This is a genomic window from Gayadomonas joobiniege G7 (genome assembly GCF_000300815.1).
Taxonomy (GTDB): Bacteria; Pseudomonadota; Gammaproteobacteria; order Enterobacterales; family Alteromonadaceae; genus Catenovulum; species Catenovulum joobiniege.
The window spans coordinates 418,489-435,694 of sequence record NZ_AMRX01000001.1 but is presented as its reverse complement, the minus strand read 5'-3'; the positions used below and the strand labels follow the sequence as shown (position 1 = coordinate 435,694).

13 protein-coding genes and 1 riboswitch are annotated in these 17,206 nt (G+C 43.4%); of the genes, 6 read left to right on the top strand and 7 right to left on the bottom strand.

Annotated elements, in window-relative coordinates; all coding sequences use genetic code 11:
* Positions 1-3 precede the first annotated feature (3 nt).
* The 7 genes from uca to C727_RS0102060 all read right to left on the bottom strand — a co-directional run bounded on the left by uca (position 4) and on the right by C727_RS0102060 (position 9,025).
* Positions 4-3,600 (bottom strand): urea carboxylase, encoded by a 3,597-nt coding sequence (uca, locus tag C727_RS0102090; RefSeq protein WP_017443968.1) that lies wholly within the window; start codon positions 3,598-3,600, stop codon positions 4-6.
* Between the two features lie 88 nt (positions 3,601-3,688).
* Positions 3,689-4,330, bottom strand: coding sequence for an urea amidolyase associated protein UAAP2 (locus C727_RS0102085; RefSeq protein ID WP_017443967.1), 642 nt, complete (start codon positions 4,328-4,330; stop codon positions 3,689-3,691).
* A gap of 16 nt (positions 4,331-4,346) precedes the next feature.
* Positions 4,347-5,057, bottom strand: coding sequence for an urea amidolyase associated protein UAAP1 (locus C727_RS0102080; protein ID WP_017443966.1), 711 nt, complete (start codon positions 5,055-5,057; stop codon positions 4,347-4,349).
* Positions 5,054-5,839, bottom strand: a complete 786-nt coding sequence (locus C727_RS0102075; RefSeq protein ID WP_017443965.1) for an ABC transporter ATP-binding protein — start codon at positions 5,837-5,839, stop codon at positions 5,054-5,056. The genes C727_RS0102080 and C727_RS0102075 overlap by 4 nt, the downstream gene beginning before the upstream one ends.
* Complete coding sequence (locus C727_RS0102070; RefSeq protein WP_017443964.1) at positions 5,836-6,657, bottom strand: ABC transporter permease; 822 nt, start codon at positions 6,655-6,657, stop codon at positions 5,836-5,838. Before C727_RS0102070 ends, C727_RS0102075 begins: the two co-directional genes overlap by 4 nt.
* Before the next feature lie 19 nt (positions 6,658-6,676).
* A complete protein-coding gene (locus tag C727_RS0102065; RefSeq protein WP_017443963.1) occupies positions 6,677-7,708 on the bottom strand; it encodes a putative urea ABC transporter substrate-binding protein in 1,032 nt (343 codons plus the stop codon).
* Between the two features lie 58 nt (positions 7,709-7,766).
* A riboswitch (guanidine-I (ykkC/yxkD leader) is annotated at positions 7,767-7,891 on the bottom strand.
* A gap of 180 nt (positions 7,892-8,071) precedes the next feature.
* On the bottom strand, positions 8,072-9,025 hold the full coding sequence (locus tag C727_RS0102060) for a LysR family transcriptional regulator (RefSeq protein WP_017443962.1): 954 nt from the start codon (positions 9,023-9,025) through the stop codon (positions 8,072-8,074).
* Positions 9,026-9,177: 152 nt separating this feature from the next.
* Here C727_RS0102060 and C727_RS0102055 point away from each other — a divergent pair, with 152 nt between their 5' ends.
* The 6 genes from C727_RS0102055 to C727_RS0102030 all read left to right on the top strand — a co-directional run bounded on the left by C727_RS0102055 (position 9,178) and on the right by C727_RS0102030 (position 17,174).
* Positions 9,178-10,368 carry an efflux RND transporter periplasmic adaptor subunit gene (locus tag C727_RS0102055; protein WP_017443961.1) on the top strand — a complete coding sequence of 397 codons (1,191 nt, stop codon included), beginning with the start codon at positions 9,178-9,180 and terminating at the stop codon, positions 10,366-10,368.
* Between the two features lie 13 nt (positions 10,369-10,381).
* Positions 10,382-13,534 (top strand): efflux RND transporter permease subunit, encoded by a 3,153-nt coding sequence (locus C727_RS0102050; protein WP_017443960.1) that lies wholly within the window; start codon positions 10,382-10,384, stop codon positions 13,532-13,534.
* Positions 13,535-13,536: 2 nt separating this feature from the next.
* Entirely contained in the window at positions 13,537-14,925 is a 1,389-nt protein-coding gene (locus C727_RS0102045) for a TolC family protein (RefSeq protein WP_017443959.1), read from the top strand.
* Positions 14,926-14,935: 10 nt separating this feature from the next.
* On the top strand, positions 14,936-15,949 hold the full coding sequence (locus C727_RS0102040) for a zinc-binding dehydrogenase (RefSeq protein ID WP_017443958.1): 1,014 nt from the start codon (positions 14,936-14,938) through the stop codon (positions 15,947-15,949).
* 197 nt (positions 15,950-16,146) lie between these two features.
* A complete protein-coding gene (locus tag C727_RS0102035) occupies positions 16,147-16,749 on the top strand; it encodes an MlaC/ttg2D family ABC transporter substrate-binding protein (RefSeq protein ID WP_017443957.1) in 603 nt (200 codons plus the stop codon).
* Positions 16,750-16,829: 80 nt separating this feature from the next.
* A complete protein-coding gene (locus C727_RS0102030; protein ID WP_017443956.1) occupies positions 16,830-17,174 on the top strand; it encodes a DUF952 domain-containing protein in 345 nt (114 codons plus the stop codon).
* Positions 17,175-17,206: the final 32 nt, after the last annotated feature.

Here is a 17,206-nt window from a genome sequence, read left to right as displayed (position 1 = left end):
ATCCTATTCGATTGTTTCCAATACCATTAATGCCTGACCAGCCTGTACTTGTTGGCCTGCTTTAACCAAAACCTTAACCACTTTGACTTTTTCTGGTGCAGGGATATCAATTTCCATTTTCATTGATTCTAAAACGGCTAATGTTTGGGCGGCATCCACTGTATCTCCAGCATTGGCGACGAGCTGCCAAACACTGCCACCGGCGTTTGATTCCACTAAAAACTGGTTCTCGCTAAGCTCGATTGCATCCGTTTTATCGGCTTGTGCTTCTTGGTATTGGTAATTGAGTTGCCCTGTGCGTTTCCATTCGGCCATTTCGGCAGCAAATGCCTGTTCCCGCTGCTCAGTAAAGGCTCTTATTTCAGCTTCTCGCTCTGCCCATTGGCGGCTCAACTCTGGCATCGAAATTTCGCTTTCTTCAATTTTCGGTGTCCAGCGACCGGTTGGAAAATCTGCCCGCATTTGGTTTAGTTCATCATGGCTGACTGGATAAAAACGGATCTGATCAAAAAATCTTAATAACCAAGGCTGCTCAAATGCCTGAGTTTGTCGGTAGCGATTCCACATCTGCACTGTGCGGCCAACAAATTGATATCCGCCTGGACCTTCCATGCCGTAAATACACATATAAGCACCGCCAATACCCACTGAATTTTCAGCGGTCCAAGTTCGTGCTGGGTTGTATTTAGTGGTCACCAACCGATGACATTGATCAAGAGGGGTCGCGACAGGTGCGCCTAAATACACATCACCTAGCCCCAATACTAAATAGCTGGCATCAAATACAATCTTTTTAACTTGTTCAATACTATCAAGACCATTAATTCGTTTAATAAATTCTAAATTCGACGGGCACCAAGGTGCATCTGGACGGACCGATTGCATGTATTTTTCGATTGCTGTTCGACATGCTTCATCGTCCCACGATAGCGGTAAGTGCACGATTCGAGATTTAAAGGTTAGTTGGCGGGTATCACCCAGTTTAAGATCAAGCTGCTTAATGCGCTCAATTAGATCACTGACAGGCAGTATTAAACTATCGTAATGAACTTGCAGCGAACGTATGCCTGGAGTCAGTTCTAGAACACCTGAAATTTTTTCTGCTTGTACTGCCTCGAGCAAGGCTTGCACTCGTGCTCGTAACGTTAAATCAAGTACAAGTTCGCCGTATTCAACCAATAAAAACTTATCACCTGCCTGCCTAAATACCAGATCCGGCTCACCATCTTCTGTCGTTAAAGTATCTAAAATAGGGCTTGTAATAGGTACTTGTTGGTACTCAACAGGAACGGGTTTCAGCAATTCAATTTGTTCAGCCTGGGCACGTTCAATCTGATTGGCGCTGGTTATATCGACCACCTCAAACCTAACTTTGTCATCGGCTTTTAGCTGGCCTAATTTCCACAAGTCAGCACTGATCACAGTGAAAGGGCAAACAAATCCACCCAAACTTGGCCCATCAGGACCTAAAATGACAGGCATGTCGCCGGTAAAATCGACGGTACCAAACGCATACGCATTGTCATGAATATTTGACGGGTGTAAGCCAGCTTCACCACCCGTTTCTCTCGCCCACTCTGGTTTTGGGCCGATTAAGCGTATCCCTGTGCGGCTGGAGTTATAGTGAATTTTCCATTCACTTTGCTGAAAGGTTTTTATATCCGCTTCGGTAAAAAAGTCTGGTGCGCCGTGCGGCCCATAGATTACCCGCAAGGTCCACTCATGGTTAATGTCAGCCTGAACTTGGCTATCCGCTGTAATTATCTCTTGTGATTGAATAAGTGGTAGTAGCTGTAAAAAGTCACCGACTCGCAGAGCACGGCCGCTGTGGCCACCAAACTGACCTAACGTAAAGGTGCTTTTACTGCCTAAATAATCGGGGCATTGAATACCACCTGCTATCGCTAAATACGCACGAGCACCGGCATTTTTGACTTGTCCTAACTGTAAGGTTTGACCCGCTTTTATATTTATAACCTGATTCGCCTGACACTCGAGGTCGTCCAGTTTGATGTCAATTTGAGCACCACAGACAGCCACTTGGGTATCGGCATAAAACTTAAGGCTTGGTCCTTGAATGGTGATCTCTAGGCCGGCCGCATCCTCCGGGTTGTTTAACAGTCGGTTTGCTAATTTAAACGAATAAAAATCAAAAGGCCCAGAAGGTGGGATCCCTATGCTCCAGTAACCTTCGCGTGCGGGGTAATCTTGGATCGTGGTCATAGTGCCAGATTTAATCACTTCAAAGCCGGTATAACTGGCCGTAAAGTCATTGAGCGTGCGGGTAAATATTTTGCCATCAACAAAAGGCTGTGACGCTAAAATTTGTCTGGCGTAATCTATGTTGGTGACTATGCCGTAAATCTGGCTGTCAGCCAGTGCTTCGTCGAGGGCCTGAATGGCCTCTTCACGACTATTTTGATGGGTGATAACTTTGGCCAGCATAGGATCAAAAAATGGCGAAACTTGAATACCGGCTTCTAACCAGTGATCAATTCTAAGGCCATCTGCTTTAGGCCATTCAACCTGAGTTAATAAACCAGCCGCTGGTTGAAAGTTTTTCATCGGATTTTCGGCATAAACCCGTGCCTGAATAGCATGACCTTGGGGGCTTAATTGTGCAAGTTCAGATAGGTCTGTACCTTCGTTGGCTGCTATTTTTAACATCCACTCAACCAGATCGATATTGTAACAAGCTTCTGTTACACCGTGTTCAACCTGTAAGCGTGTGTTTACTTCTAAAAAGTAAAACTGGTCAGCGTCATGGTCGTAAATATATTCAACGGTGCCCGCATTTAAATAATGAATAGATTGCATTAAAGCTTTAGCCGTCGCAAACATCGCTTGGCGAGTGTCTTCTGGCAGATTAGGTGCTGGACTTTCTTCAATGACTTTTTGGTTACGGCGCTGGCTAGAACAATCCCGTTCACCTAAAGTGACTACTTGTCCGCTACCATTCCCTAAAACTTGTACTTCGATATGGCGCGCTTTTTCAACAAATTTTTCTAAAAATACACCATCATTGGCAAAGTTTTGTGCGCCTAAATGTTTAACATTTTTAAAGGCTTTTTCTAATTCGGCTTCGCTGTCACATTTTTGCATGCCGATGCCGCCGCCACCAGCAGTACTTTTTAGCATCACAGGATAGCCAACTTGTAGGGCGAAAGATTTTACTTCGCTGATGTCTTCTAATAATCCACTGCCGGGTACTAATGGTACCCCAGCTTTTTCGGCGAGTGCGCGCGCTTCATGTTTTAAACCAAACTCTAACATTTGCTGGCCACGAGGCCCGATAAAAGTAATATTTTCTTGTTTAAGGCGATCGGAAAATTGTGCGTTTTCGCTTAAAAAACCATAACCTGGATGCACGGCTTGAGCGCCAGTTTGCTGGCATATTTTTATTATTTTATCTTGATCAAGGTAGGTGGTGGCTGCAGCACCTTCGCCTAAACTATAGGCTTCATCGGCGGCACTAACATGTAAAGATTCACGATCGGCTTCTGCGTAAACAGCAACGCTTTTGATACCAAGTTTTTTTAATGTGCGAATAATTCGACAAGCGATAGCGCCACGGTTAGCGATTAATACTTTAGAAAACATGATGACAGACTCCCAAATGCGGGTCGTCCCGCGAAAAACTTTTTAGTTGGTAAACAGGCCGTCCTGATACCAAAAATTTAACAGTTACTTATTGATCCCAGACCAGTACTTGAATTTGAGTCGGGTTATATGCGTTGCATGGGTTATTAAGTTGTGGACAGTTTGAGATTAGGATGATGGTGTCCATCAAAGCTTCTAGTTCAACATATTTGCCTGCTCCACTAATACCGTCAGCAAAGCTTAAACCGCCTTCAGGCGTGACAGGGACATTCATAAAAAAGTTAATGTTGTGGGTGATGTCTTTTTTTGACAAACCCAGTTCTTCGTTTTCAGCAATCGCTAACAACCAGCTATCGCGGCAGGCATGCATGCATTTTTTGTCTAATGCATAACGTACTGTGTTACTTTCAGTCGCACAAGCACCGCCTATAGTGTCGTGACGACCACAGGTATCAGCCACTATTTTTAACATAGGGTTCATATGGTTAGACAAAAGTACACTACCCGCAGTTAGGTATACTTGGCCTTGCTCACGTATGGTGTCGGTGGCGCTATAACGTTCTGCCGGATCTGCGGCACTATAAAATAAAGTATCTGCGGCTTGGTTACCTTCTACATCTAAGATGCGAACAATTTGGCCTTTTTTAATCACTTTAAGGTAATAATCGCCAGCATCAACCGTATCGCTGACCACAGCGTTTTCGGCTTTCAATTCACTTTCTACAATCACGGTTATCTTCCTTCTGTTATAAACCTAAGTGGTAAAGTCGGTTGTTTTCGAAACCACGTTGGTTTTCACCACACAGGTTTTTGCAAAAATCATCGTCAGCGACTGGGGCTGATTTTTTAATCTGATATTCAACCGGCTTAAACGGATATTCACTGGCAGGGTTTAGAGGATGCGGGCAGGTGTGCATTAATACCAATGTATCCATTTCAAACCTCAACTCAATAAAATCACCGGCTTTTGAAGCGTTTGCATGATAAATCAGCTTGCCGTTTTCATCTGGGCTGACTTTGCTAAATAAATTCAGGTTGGCTGCAAGATCTTGTTGATTTAACCCATATTTAGCGGCTTCAACCAAAAAAGCATCATGGCCATTTTGTAACCAGTTATTGCGATCGGTTTGGTAATCGCGTTTGCCATATTTTGCTGTAACATGTTTGGCATGCAGGTTACCCGACAAAGTATCATGCCACGCAAACGTATCTTCGGTGATTGAGCAAAAAATGCGCCCCATATCCGAATATAAACAATGGCCACGAGTGAGCTTAAAAGTGTGTTGGCACTTTAGTGTATCGGGTGCGTTGTAACGCTCTAAAAGGTTTTCAGGGTTGTAGAACAACATGCCGACATTGGCACCGCCTTCAATATCAATTAAACGTAAACTAGTGCCGCGACGCATCCGCATTGACCAGTGTTTACCACCGGGTAGCGTGTCTTGATATAAAATCATGGTTTAGTGACCTCCTTTTGAGTCATATTGGCTGAAATCTGCTGCAGACCAGCATCTTTAGTTTGTCGATCCAATTTTAAGTCGTAGGTGATCTGGGCCCCGTAAGCGTTTGGTGCTTGTGGATCATGACGAACTTTGTCAAACACCCATAAACGAGAACCCAATTCAAAACCTTCTTGAATGTCGTGAGTTACCATAAATATAGTAAGTTTGTTTTTTTGCCATATTTCGCGCACCAACTTGTGCATATCTTGAGTGATGCCAGGATCAAGTGCCCCGAACGGCTCATCAAGCAATAAAATTTTTGGAGATTTCATTAATGCTTGGGCGATTGCCAAGCGTTGCTGCATGCCTCCAGAAAGTTGGTGCGGGTATTTATCCAGCGCATGGTTTAAACCAACCGCTTCGATAAACTGCATAGCTTTATCTTTGATTTGTCGCTTTTTAGCGCCAAAACAGCGACCTAAAATCGGGGCATTGGCCACTTCATCTGCCAGCATCACGTTTTTTAGCACAGTTAAGTGAGGAAAAACCGAATAACGCTGAAAAACAATGCCGCGCTCAGCATCAGGCTCAGCAACCAAGGGTTTGCCTTCTAACAAAATTTCGCCGCGGGTTTGTTGTTCGCTGCCTAAAATCATTTTTAGCAGGGTCGTTTTGCCACAACCTGATGCGCCCACCATAGAAACAAACTCACCTGCCTCTACATCTACTGATAAGCGCTCTAAAATTTGTGCATCACCGTAGGATTTCCAGACATTTTTTATTTGTAAAAAACTCATTTGCCGGCCTCCTGATGAAACCACGGAAAACAGAGCTCTGATATTTTGCGCAGACTAAAGTCCATGGCAAAAGCCAGTGTCGTGATCCAAAAAACGTACGGTAAAATAATATCCATCGACATATAACGACGAACTAAAAATATCCGGTAACCTAAACCGTCTTGCGCGGCAATGGCTTCGGCCGCAATTAAAAATAACCAAGCGGCGCCGAGTGACAAACGAACAGATGCAATTAATCTAGGCATTATCTGCGGCAAAATAATACGCAAGGTCACCAACCAAGTTGAAGCCCCGAGGGTTTGTGCTTTTATTAATTGTTCGCTGGGTAGTTGCTCTACGTGAGCTTGAATGTCGCGCATAATTACTGGCGCAGTGCCAATGATCACCAACATCATTTTAGATAGCTCACCTAGCCCAAAAGTAATAAAAAGAATGGGTAAGATAGCCATCGGCGGAATTAGCGAGATGACAGTGACTAACGGTGAAAATCCTGCTCGCACCGTTGGTAAAATACCCGTTAATAAACCAACCAGCAGGCCAGCCAGTGCACTGATTGCGATGCCTGTTAAAATACGCGATAAGCTGGCACTGGTATCTTGCCAAAATAAATATTCACCAGTGCGTTTGCTTTCGGTAAAGGCATAGCGATCGATAGCGTCTGCTATTTGAGTAAAGCTGGGCAGCAGACGGTCATTCGGGTTTTCTGCGAGCCTTGCATCTGATGCGCTCCAATATAGAAGTAGCAACAAGATAAAAGGCAGCAGGGTGAGGAACAGTCGCACGGGGCGCGAAGGTTCCAGATTCATGAGACGTTTCATAATCGCGACCCCTAACTATTTATAGTTTGCCTTCGGCTGCCATTTTTACGAAGCTGGCATCAAATCTAAGCTGAATATTATTACTGTCACCAACAATACCGGCTGGCGTTTCAATGCCTATAAAACCTGCATCTGGCGCGCCTTCGCCTAATAAACCATGGTCAAAAGAGAAGTCAGCAACCTTTTTTAACAGATCTGGCAGTTCTTTGCTGGTTACAAAATCAAGCGCATTTTGGGCTTTATAAAACAGGTAGGTGCTGGCAACTTGGTTTTTGTAACCGGCGAGATCTGTACCTGAAGCGTCTGCCATATGCGAAAGCACTTTATCGTCATTCATTAACGCGAGTGTTTCGTACCAAGCGCCGGTTAACGCTTTTCCTAGTTCTGGATTGGCCTGTAACGTTGCTGTGTTAACAACCATCATATCTAGAATTTCACCAGGAATTTGTTTTGAGGTATAAACTAAGTTCGCGTCAGGTTGTTTAATAATTTCTGACAACATAGGGTTCCAAGTGACCACAGCAGTTACATCGTTGGTTGAATAGGCTGCAACTAAATCAGCATCAGCTGTGTTAACTACTTTAATATCACGCTCTGTCAAACCAACTGATTCTAGCGCTCGTGCTAAAAAGTAGTGTGAAACAGATAGCTCAACCAGGTTAACTTGTTGGCCTTTAATATCTTTAAGGCTATTTTTGCCTTTAAGTACAACGCCATCATTACCGTTAGAATAGTCACCGACAATTAAGGCGGTGCTGTCGACAAAACTGGCGGCTGGTATGGTTAGCGCATCCATGTTTGTCATAGTGCAGGCATCAAACTGACCTGAAGTGTATTGGTTGATCGATTCTATGTAGTCGTTAATTTGCACAACTTCGATTTCGATATCATATTTATCAGCCCATTTTTTTATAATGCCGTGACTGTTGGCATATTCCCAAGGCATCCAGCCAGCATAAATTGACCAACAAACAGAAAATTTATCTTTTGCGAACGAGTTAAATGAGGTGAGTAAAGCAAGTGCGAGCGTAAGGGTTTTTATGGCTTTCATAGTTGCATTCTCCAAAGTTTACACGGTTTTCGGGCACAGGGAGGCTCATTTAAATTTATCCTCCCGGGCTTTTGTCCCGCCGTGTAACCCCTGCAAATAGCAACCTGTGTTACCACAGTCACCTGGGTTGATAACTCTCGGACCAGTCACTGATAAACAGTCGGAACCCTAGATATCTCTTTGGTGAAGTCGGCTCAATTTAAATGAGCTCCTGCTGAATAGAACTATGCAGATCTTGTTCCAAGTTTTAAAATTGTAGATAAAAATATTAAAACTCAGTCGTTTAGCCTATGATTCCCTGTTTTATAAAAGTCTAGCTGGGTTCGCTAACTTGATATTTTGCACCATTTTGGTGTGTTTGCACTAACTTGGTTTGTGACCGTACATTTTTTCGAATCCCGGAATATTATGCTCCCAAATTGGGATCTCCGAGCCTATATATTCTTTCACTGCATCAAAAAAAAGCTGCGAGCGAGCGGGTAAACCTCGGTGGGGGTATACCACATTCATCTTATGATATTCAGGCAGGTGGATATGCTGCATGATAGGAATAAGGGATCCTTTGATGATTTCATCGTTCACAATAAATGCGGGTACTGCGGTATAAGCGGTACCTGAGATGACTTTAGCAAGCAATAGTTCACCATCATTGGCGCGGTATACACTGCGCATAGGTGTGGCAACTTCTTTGCCATTTTTATCTATATGTAATAACTCATGCACTTTTTTAGAATCACCGGCATAAATTGCGGCTGGCAGCTCTGCTAATTCTTCAATCGTTTTTGGCTCGCCATAGGTTTGAATAAATTCAGGAGCTGCCAAAATAAGTAAACGAGTGCGGGCGAGTGGGCGTGCGATTAAATTAGAGTCACGCGGTGGGCCAACCCTAAAAGCCAGATCATAACCTTCACCTACAATATCAACCACCCTGTCTTCGAGCCTTAACTCGACTTCCACTTGTGGAAAGCGTTTTTGAAAATCATTAATAACTGGTTGAATATAACGTTTACCCAAGATGGAAGAGCTGGTGAGCTTGAGTAGGCCTCTGGGTTCGCTATGGTAATTTTCAGCAATTTGCACGGTTTCACTTAACATTAGCCTTAGCTCCTTGGCTTTTTTTACCATTTCCGCCCCCGCCGCTGTCAGTGAAAAAGAACGTGTCGAGCGATTAAGCAAACGCACCCCAAGTTCCTCTTCTAATTTGTTTAGCTGTTTAGAAACTACAGAGCGATCTACATTTCTAAGTTCGGCTGCCCGGGCAAGGGAACCCTGCTCAACAACTTCTAAAAATATCATCAGCTTATTGGTAATATCCACCTGTAAAACCTCTAAAAAAAATACCAAACATCTAATATTTTAGCGATTCTACTCTATTGTTGCCGTTATGGCACTAATGAGTTTACTTTTGCTGTCTATTTGTTTGTTCTGCTTTTCCCTACCATATATGTAATATTCTATGGAGGTACCAAATGTTTAGAACAAAACGATATATAACCAGTGTTTTTGTGGCCGTTAGCGCGTTGTTGTTGAATGCATGCAGCCAAGCTGATTCATCAGCGAGTGCAACCCAATCTGCCGCTCCAGCTTTGCCAATTGAAGTGGCTGCTGTGGTTCAACAACCAGTACAGAGTTGGTTTACTTATACAACTAGGTTGGAGTCGCCGCAACAAATTGCACTGCGCCCGCGTGTTTCAGGTGTGGTCGATAGTGTTGAATTTGTTGAAGGTGAACAGGTAAGCCAAGGGCAATTATTATTTAAGTTAGACCCTCGTCCATTCGTCGCTGAAGTGGATCGTTTGCAAGCTCAGTTAGATAACGCCCAAGCGTTATTGGAACAAGCTCGCAATGAAGCAGCGCGCTCACAGCGCTTAAAAGCACGTAATGCCATTTCTGCCGAAGATGCCGAGTCTCGCGAAACCGCGGTTAAACAGGCACAGGCCTCACTATCTGCGATTCAAGCCCAACTTAAACTGGCACAGTTGAATTTAGAGTTTACTGAAATTACCTCGCCAATTGATGGTCTGATTTCACGTGCAGAGATTACTAAAGGTAATACGGTAACGGCTAATCAAAGTGTGCTAACTCGAATTGTTTCAAATCAAAAAATGTTTGCTTATTTTGATATCGACGAGCGAACTTGGAATCAGCATTTTGCCAACGCATCTGCTCAACAAGGTATCAGAGTTGCCATGCAGCAATTAGGCAGTGATGAGTTTTCAAAACAAGGGAAAATCGACTTTATCGACAATCAAATAGACCCGGCTACGGGCACGCTCAGAGTGAGAGCTTCGTTTGTTGATGGCGAAAATCAGCTTAGAGCCGGTTCATTTGCACGCATTCGGGTTGCTAGCCAAATGGCCACCGAACAAGTATTAATTCCTGAAACCGCATTAGGTACAGATTTAAAAAACCGTTTTGTTTTAACGGTAGATGAAAATAATACCCTGCAATATCGACCCGTTGAATTAGGCGACCGCTACGGTGACTTTCGCGCTATTTTAACCGGTTTAAAAGCAGGCGATAAAATTGCAGTAAAAGGACCGGCTCGAGTCGGTCCTGGCATGCCAATTAATCCCCAGATGATTGAATTAGACACATCTGAAATTGCGCTGACATTATTTTACGATAATAAAGAGCCAGTTTTGGCCGCTGCACAATAAAAAGGCTTAGTTTATGAATTTTTCGCACTTTTTTATTAAGCGGCCGATTTTTGCCGCCGTGCTGTCACTTATTATTTTAATTGGCGGTGCCATTTCTCTATTTAATTTACCTATTAGCGAATATCCAGAAGTGGTGCCGCCAACGGTAGTGGTGACTGCCAATTATCCGGGTGCTAACCCCAAGGTTATAGCGGAAACAGTTGCTACGCCATTAGAACAAGAAATTAATGGTGTTGAAAACATGTTATATATGTTTTCACAAGCGACCAGTGATGGCCGCATGACATTGACGGTAACCTTTGCGTTAGGCACAGATTTAGATAAAGCCCAGCAACGTGTGCAAAACCGTGTTAATTCAGCGATCCCTCGTTTACCGCAAGAAGTTCAGCGGCTGGGTGTGGTGGCAGAAAAATCATCGCCCAATTTAACTATGGTGGTGCATTTATACTCGCCAGATGAGAGCCGCACCTCAGATTATTTATCAAATTACGCTGATTTATATGTTAAAGACCAAATTGCTCGAATTGGTGGGGTAGGAAACGTCCGCGTATTTGGTGGTGGTAAATATGCCATGCGTGTCTGGTTAGATCCAGATGCGCTATCAGCTCGTCAGATCACGGCCGGTGATGTTATTGCTGCTTTACGCGAGCAGAACCAGCAGGTCGCTGCGGGATCTTTAGGTTCGCAGCCAGTCCCTAATTCGGCAAAGTTTCAAATATTATTAAATGTTAAAGGTCGCTTACAAAGCATAAAAGAATTTGAACAAGTGATTGTAAAAGTGGGTGAGCGTGGGGCTATTACTCGTTTGCAAGATGTTGCCAGAGTTGAAATCGGGCAAGATTCTTACGCTTTGCGTTCTCTACTCAATGGTCAACAAGCTGTGGCTATGCCTATCTTCCAGCGTCCAGGTTCAAATGCTATTGAGTTGTCGGATGAAGTTAGAAGCACCATGGCAATACTCGCAAAAGATTTTCCGGCGGGCATGACGTATGACATAGTTTATGATCCAACCGTTTTTGTTCGCGGCTCTATCGAAGCCGTGATTAAAACCTTATTAGAAGCAATTGTTCTTGTTGTTATTGTTGTTGTATTGTTTTTACAAACATGGCGCGCCTCTATAATTCCTTTGATAGCAGTCCCTGTTTCGCTCATTGGTACCTTTGCGGTGATGCAATGGTTGGGGGTGAGCATTAACACCTTGTCACTGTTTGGTTTGGTGTTGGCGATAGGGATAGTTGTTGATGATGCAATCGTGGTAGTAGAAAATGTTGAGCGCAACATTGAAAATGGACTGTCCCCGATGGAAGCCACTCGGGTTGCGATGAGCGAAGTAACAGGACCTATCATTGCGATTGCTTTGGTGTTATGTGCTGTGTTTATTCCAACCGCCTTTATCACTGGTTTGTCTGGGCAGTTTTATAAGCAGTTTGCATTAACTATCACAATATCAACCATTATCTCTGCAATTAACTCATTAACCTTGTCCCCTGCATTATCGGCTATTTTATTAAAGCCGCATCATGCTAAACCGGATCTTTTAACACGGGTAATGAATAAATTATTTGGTGGCTGGTTATTTAAACCGTTCAACCGTATGTTTGATAAAGCATCCAATGCGTATCAGGCAACCATTAAAAAACTTGTTAGATTCAGCATTATCGTTGCTGTGTTATATGTTGCTTTGCTGGGGTCGACTGTCTCTTTGTTTAATGCAGTGCCTGGCGGGTTTATTCCAGCGCAAGATAAACAGTATCTAGTTTCTATTGCTCAATTGCCGGACGCATCTAGTTTAGATCGCACTGAGGCGGTTGTTAGACAAATGTCAGAAATAGCTGGGAATGTGCCTGGTGTAGCAAACTCAGTTGGTTTTCCTGGGCTATCAGTCAATGGTTTTATCAACAGTCCAAATAGTGCAGTGGTTTTTACCCCGCTAGAAGACTTTAGTGACCGTCAGGGACCGGGAATGTCAGCCGGCGCTATTGCTGCTGAATTAAATAAGCGCTATGCAGTGATTGACGAAGCTTTTGTGGCAGTGTTCCCACCCCCACCAATTTTAGGTTTGGGGACAACGGGTGGTTTTAAATTGCAATTAGAAGACAGAGGGAACTTAGGTTTTGAAACCTTGTTTGGCACTTTGCAAAAGGTGATAGCGGCTGGCAACCAAAGACCTGAACTTATGGGCTTATTTTCAAGCTTTCGTATTCAGGTACCCCAAATGGATATTGAAATCGATCGCGAGCAAGCGTTATTGCAAGGGATCCCATTAAACGGTGTGTTTGAAGCGCTGCAAGTGTATTTAGGTTCTGTGTATGTAAACGACTTTAATATGTTTGGGCGCACTTATCAGGTGAATGCACAGGCCGACGCAGAGTACCGTCTGGATGCCAAACAAATACTTAACCTAAAAGTTCGAAACAGTGCTGGTGATATGGTGCCCTTGGGGGCGGTATTAAAAGCCACGCCGACCACAGGGCCTGATCAGGTGATGCATTATAACGGTTATCCAAGTGCCGAACTGAATGGTAATCCAGCACCAGGTTACAGCAGTGATCAAGCGAAACAAGCAATTGAAGCGGTTTTAGCTGAGCAATTACCTGAGGGCATGGCATTTGAGTGGACTGAAGTAACCTATCAGCAAATTTTAGCGGGTAATACTATGGTATATATTTTTCCGCTGGTGGTGTTATTAGTTTTTATGGTGTTAGCCGCTCAGTACGAAAGTTTACGATTACCGCTAGCTATCATTCTAATTGTACCTATGACCATATTCTCGGCGCTATTGGGGGTTTGGTTAATGTCGGGTGATAATAATATTTTTACTCAAATAGGTTTAATTGTTCTGGTTGCACTGGCTTGTAAAAACGCCATCTTGATGGTTGAGTTTGCTAAAGAGCAGCAAGAGACAGGTATGACCCGATTACAAGCTATTATTCATGCCGGACGCTTGCGTTTACGGCCTATATTAATGACTTCTATTGCTTTTACTGCCGGTGTCATTCCTCTGGTGTTAGCTTCAGGCGCTGGGGCTGAGATGCGTCAAGCAATGGGAATCGCTGTATTTTCTGGGATGATAGGCGTGACCTTATTTGGTTTGTTATTTACCCCTGTTTTTTACGCTTTAGTGGCTCGCGAGAGCAAAGTGCAAACAAACCAGAAGGAAGTATAATTATGAGTTTGTTAAAAACACCATTAACAGCTATGGCCGCAGCTTTGCTGCTGGCCGGTTGCGCCAATTTTAAATCACATGAGTTGGTTGAAAGTCAAAATCATGCTTATTTTGCCAGCCAAGCCTATTTAGAGCAGCAAGCAGTAACAGAGCAGGGTTTATGGTGGCAGTTTTATCAAAATAGTGAACTAAATCGTTTAATCGCTCAAGCCCTGAACGATAATCATGCACTGCAAGCGGCTGACTATAGGTACCGTGCGAGCTTAGCGCAATTAGGATACCAAGAAAATCAGCAGCTACCGCAAGGCGGACTCGCGGCTGAATTTGAGCGTCAAAAAGTGAGCGGTCAGATCACAGAGCAAACCAGCGTAGGGTTGTCAGCGACATGGCAACTAGACCTGTTTGGTCGGATATCATCCTTGGTTAATGCCGCTAAAGCACAAACTTACCAAGCCGCTGAAGCGCGTATTCAGCTTAAAGCTGAAATAGTGACGGGTGTTGCACGCAGTTATTATGAGTGGCAAGGGAACCGCCTAAAATTGAACTTAGTGCAAGCTCAAATTAAAGCTTTGGAAGAAAGCCTGGCGGTGTTGCAAGCTAGGGTTGATGAAGGCTTTGTTTCTAACTTAGATGTTGAAAGGACACTGGCGCAGCTCAATCAGCAAAAAACACTACTGCCTATTGTGCAGCAGAGCTTATTCAGAAGCCAAGCAAGTTTAGCTGTGTTGTTAGGCGTCCCAGCTGATTCTATCAATTTAACCTTTGTGAAATCAGCGTTGGATGATGCTGTCGATATTCCATTTGAAATATATCAGCCAGAAGCAGCCGTAAAACTAAGACCAGAAATTAATTTAGCTTTATACGAGCTGGCTCAACAGTATGCGTTAGATGATGCAGCCCAAGCGGCGCTTTATCCGTCGATTAGCGTGACTGGTTTTGCTGGTTTATTGAACCCAAACGGAAACAATTTGTCTGGAAAAGAAAGCTGGCAGATAAGCCCTGGCATCAATTGGTCGATTCTGAGCTGGCCTGCGTTAACGGCTCAGGCAAATGCCCAACATGCGTTAACTAAAGCGGCCTATGCCGAGTATGAAAATACCTTGGTGAATGTGATCTCAGATGCACAAACCGCGCTTAAAAACTTATATTATGGTGCGCAACTGAATGATTATTCGAGCCAGCGAGTGATGCATGCGTTAAATGCATTAGAACAAGCTCAAGCGCTTTACGAAGAGGGGAGTGTCCCTTATTTAGACTTACTAAATGCACGTCAAGAAGCCCTGCAAGCAGAGCGTGATGCATTAGATGCCAAACTTGATTTGATTCAAACCCGAATTTCCGGTTATAAAGCTTTTAGCGGCGGCTGGAGTAGAACTTTATTATCTCAGTGAGGTGACATTAATGACCCAATTCCCTAAAACCATGAAAGCAATTGTGTTAGATAGAGCTGCGGATGATTTTCAATTATCCGAAAAGCAATTACCATTGCCTGAGTGTCAATTGGGTCAAGTTTTAGTAAAAGTTGAAAAAGTGGGTTTGAATCCGCTCGATAGTAAGCTGGCTAAAGTAGGGTTAGCCGGTTGGCAATATCCCCATATTCCCGGCCTAGATGCAGTCGGCACTGTGGTACAAGCACAGCCGGGCACAGTGCCTACAGTTGGGCAGCGAGTTATGTGGCACACGGATATCCAAGGGCAAGGCACCTTAAGTGAATATGCGGTCATTGCTAATCATGCGGTTAGCATAGTGCCAGAAGAGGTTTCTAGTGAGGTGGCCGCCTCACTGCCTTTTAGTGGTATGACGGCGCAAATTGCGCTTGAAAAAGTGCAAATAAAAGAGGGAGATACGCTACTGGTTGATGGTGCTGGCGGTGCGGTCGGCCAATTGGCTATTCAATTGGCACAGTTAAAAGGCGCTCGTGTATATGCCTTGGCGGGTAAACGGCATCATGCTCGGATAAAAAAACTGGGTGTGGAAGCTGTGTTTGATCCAGCACAAGCGAACATTGATAAACAATTAAACTTATCCATTGGACCACAAGGGTTTGACGCTATCATTGATGTGCTCGGTGGACATCATACAGAGCGCAATATCGCTTGGTTAAGATTTTGTGGCCGCATTGCTTGTTTAAATGGTTTAACTGAACTTTCGCCAGAACTATTAGACAAAAAAGCACCCAATATTTGCATTGTTTCTTTGGCCGGCGCTTGGTTAATGAAGAGCGTATGTGCACAACAACGAATGCTGTTTTTTAATAACGCATTATTAGAAAAAGTTGCCTCGGGCCAGTTAATGCCTTGCCCGTTGCTTGATGTAGAGTTTACAGCGCAAAGTGTCAAAACGGCGCTGGATAAACAATTAGGGAGAGGTTTAGGAGGCAAACAAATCGTTCATGTGGAAAGTAAGCTGCGATAAAGGTCACTGATTCCACTATACGAGTAAAAAAATACTTCTTAAAATAATAGGTACTTGCGCTAATTCTCAGCTATAACTAACTCATTAGAATGATGTCATTGTTGCCAAATCGGCAATAATTAGTTTCTAGTAAAGGGCTAATTGAGCAAGGGTAATTTAGGTATAATAGCCTTATTGATTTGAACGGAGCTAAATTTATGACCATTCTAAAAAAATATATAGTGACAGCACTAGTCGCAATACCATTGTTATTTTCTACAGTGTTACAGGCTGCACAATCTCCAAATGCTCTATTAAGCAAGGTTGGTCAGCAGTTGTTTACTGAGATAAGCCAAATTGAGTCAGACCAAGCAGATAAAAAAAATCAACTTAAACAATTAGTTAAAAACCAATTGTTGCCTCATATTGATTTAAACTTTGTTTCTTTTAAGTTATTGGGAAAACATGTCCGCAACGTTAAAAAAGAACAATTAACAGAGTTTGTGGCAGCCGTCGAAGAAAACTTAAGCAGTACCTACGCCGCAGCATTAATGGGTTACAAAGGGCAAAAAGTGATTTTTGATGAAGCTGGCCAGCAAATTGACGGCAAATATGCCACTGTTAAAGCTCGCTTATTAGACAGCAGTGCGCCTGCAATTGATTTACAGTTTAAACTTCGCCAAGGCAATGATGGGGAATGGAAAGTATATGACATGGTCGCCGAAGGGATTTCATTGCTAGGTGCCAAACAAAAAGAAATTACCCGCCGTGTTTCTGAGGTTGGTTTAGATAAAGTGATTACCGAGTTAAAAAATAGCTAGTTCCTCCACACTGCGTTTTTGCCTGCCAACTCCTGGCAGGCTTTTTTTTAGCTGCATATGAATTGGGAGCAAAGAGAATAATGCAGTCAACCAGTATTTATGTGATTGTATCGCAACAAGAGTATTTAGCCGCCATTGAGGTTGGTGAATTAAACAAACCTTCCTTACAAGACGAAGGTTTTATTCATGCTAGTGGTGCTAACAATCTAACCCGAGTGGCTAATAAGTTTTATCTGCAAACTGAGTTGCCTATATTGTTGCAAGTTGAGTCGGCTGAAGTCACGGCTCCAATAAAATGGGAAACCGCGGCGAATAGCTTATATCCACATATTTATGGGCCTCTTAATATGTCTGCAGTGATTAATGCAGTGGCAATCGCTAAAAATGATCAAGGCCTTTTTGAGTTAGATAATTTTTCTGTATAAAAAATGTTGTTTATTTTGCTTTTCAGTGTCAT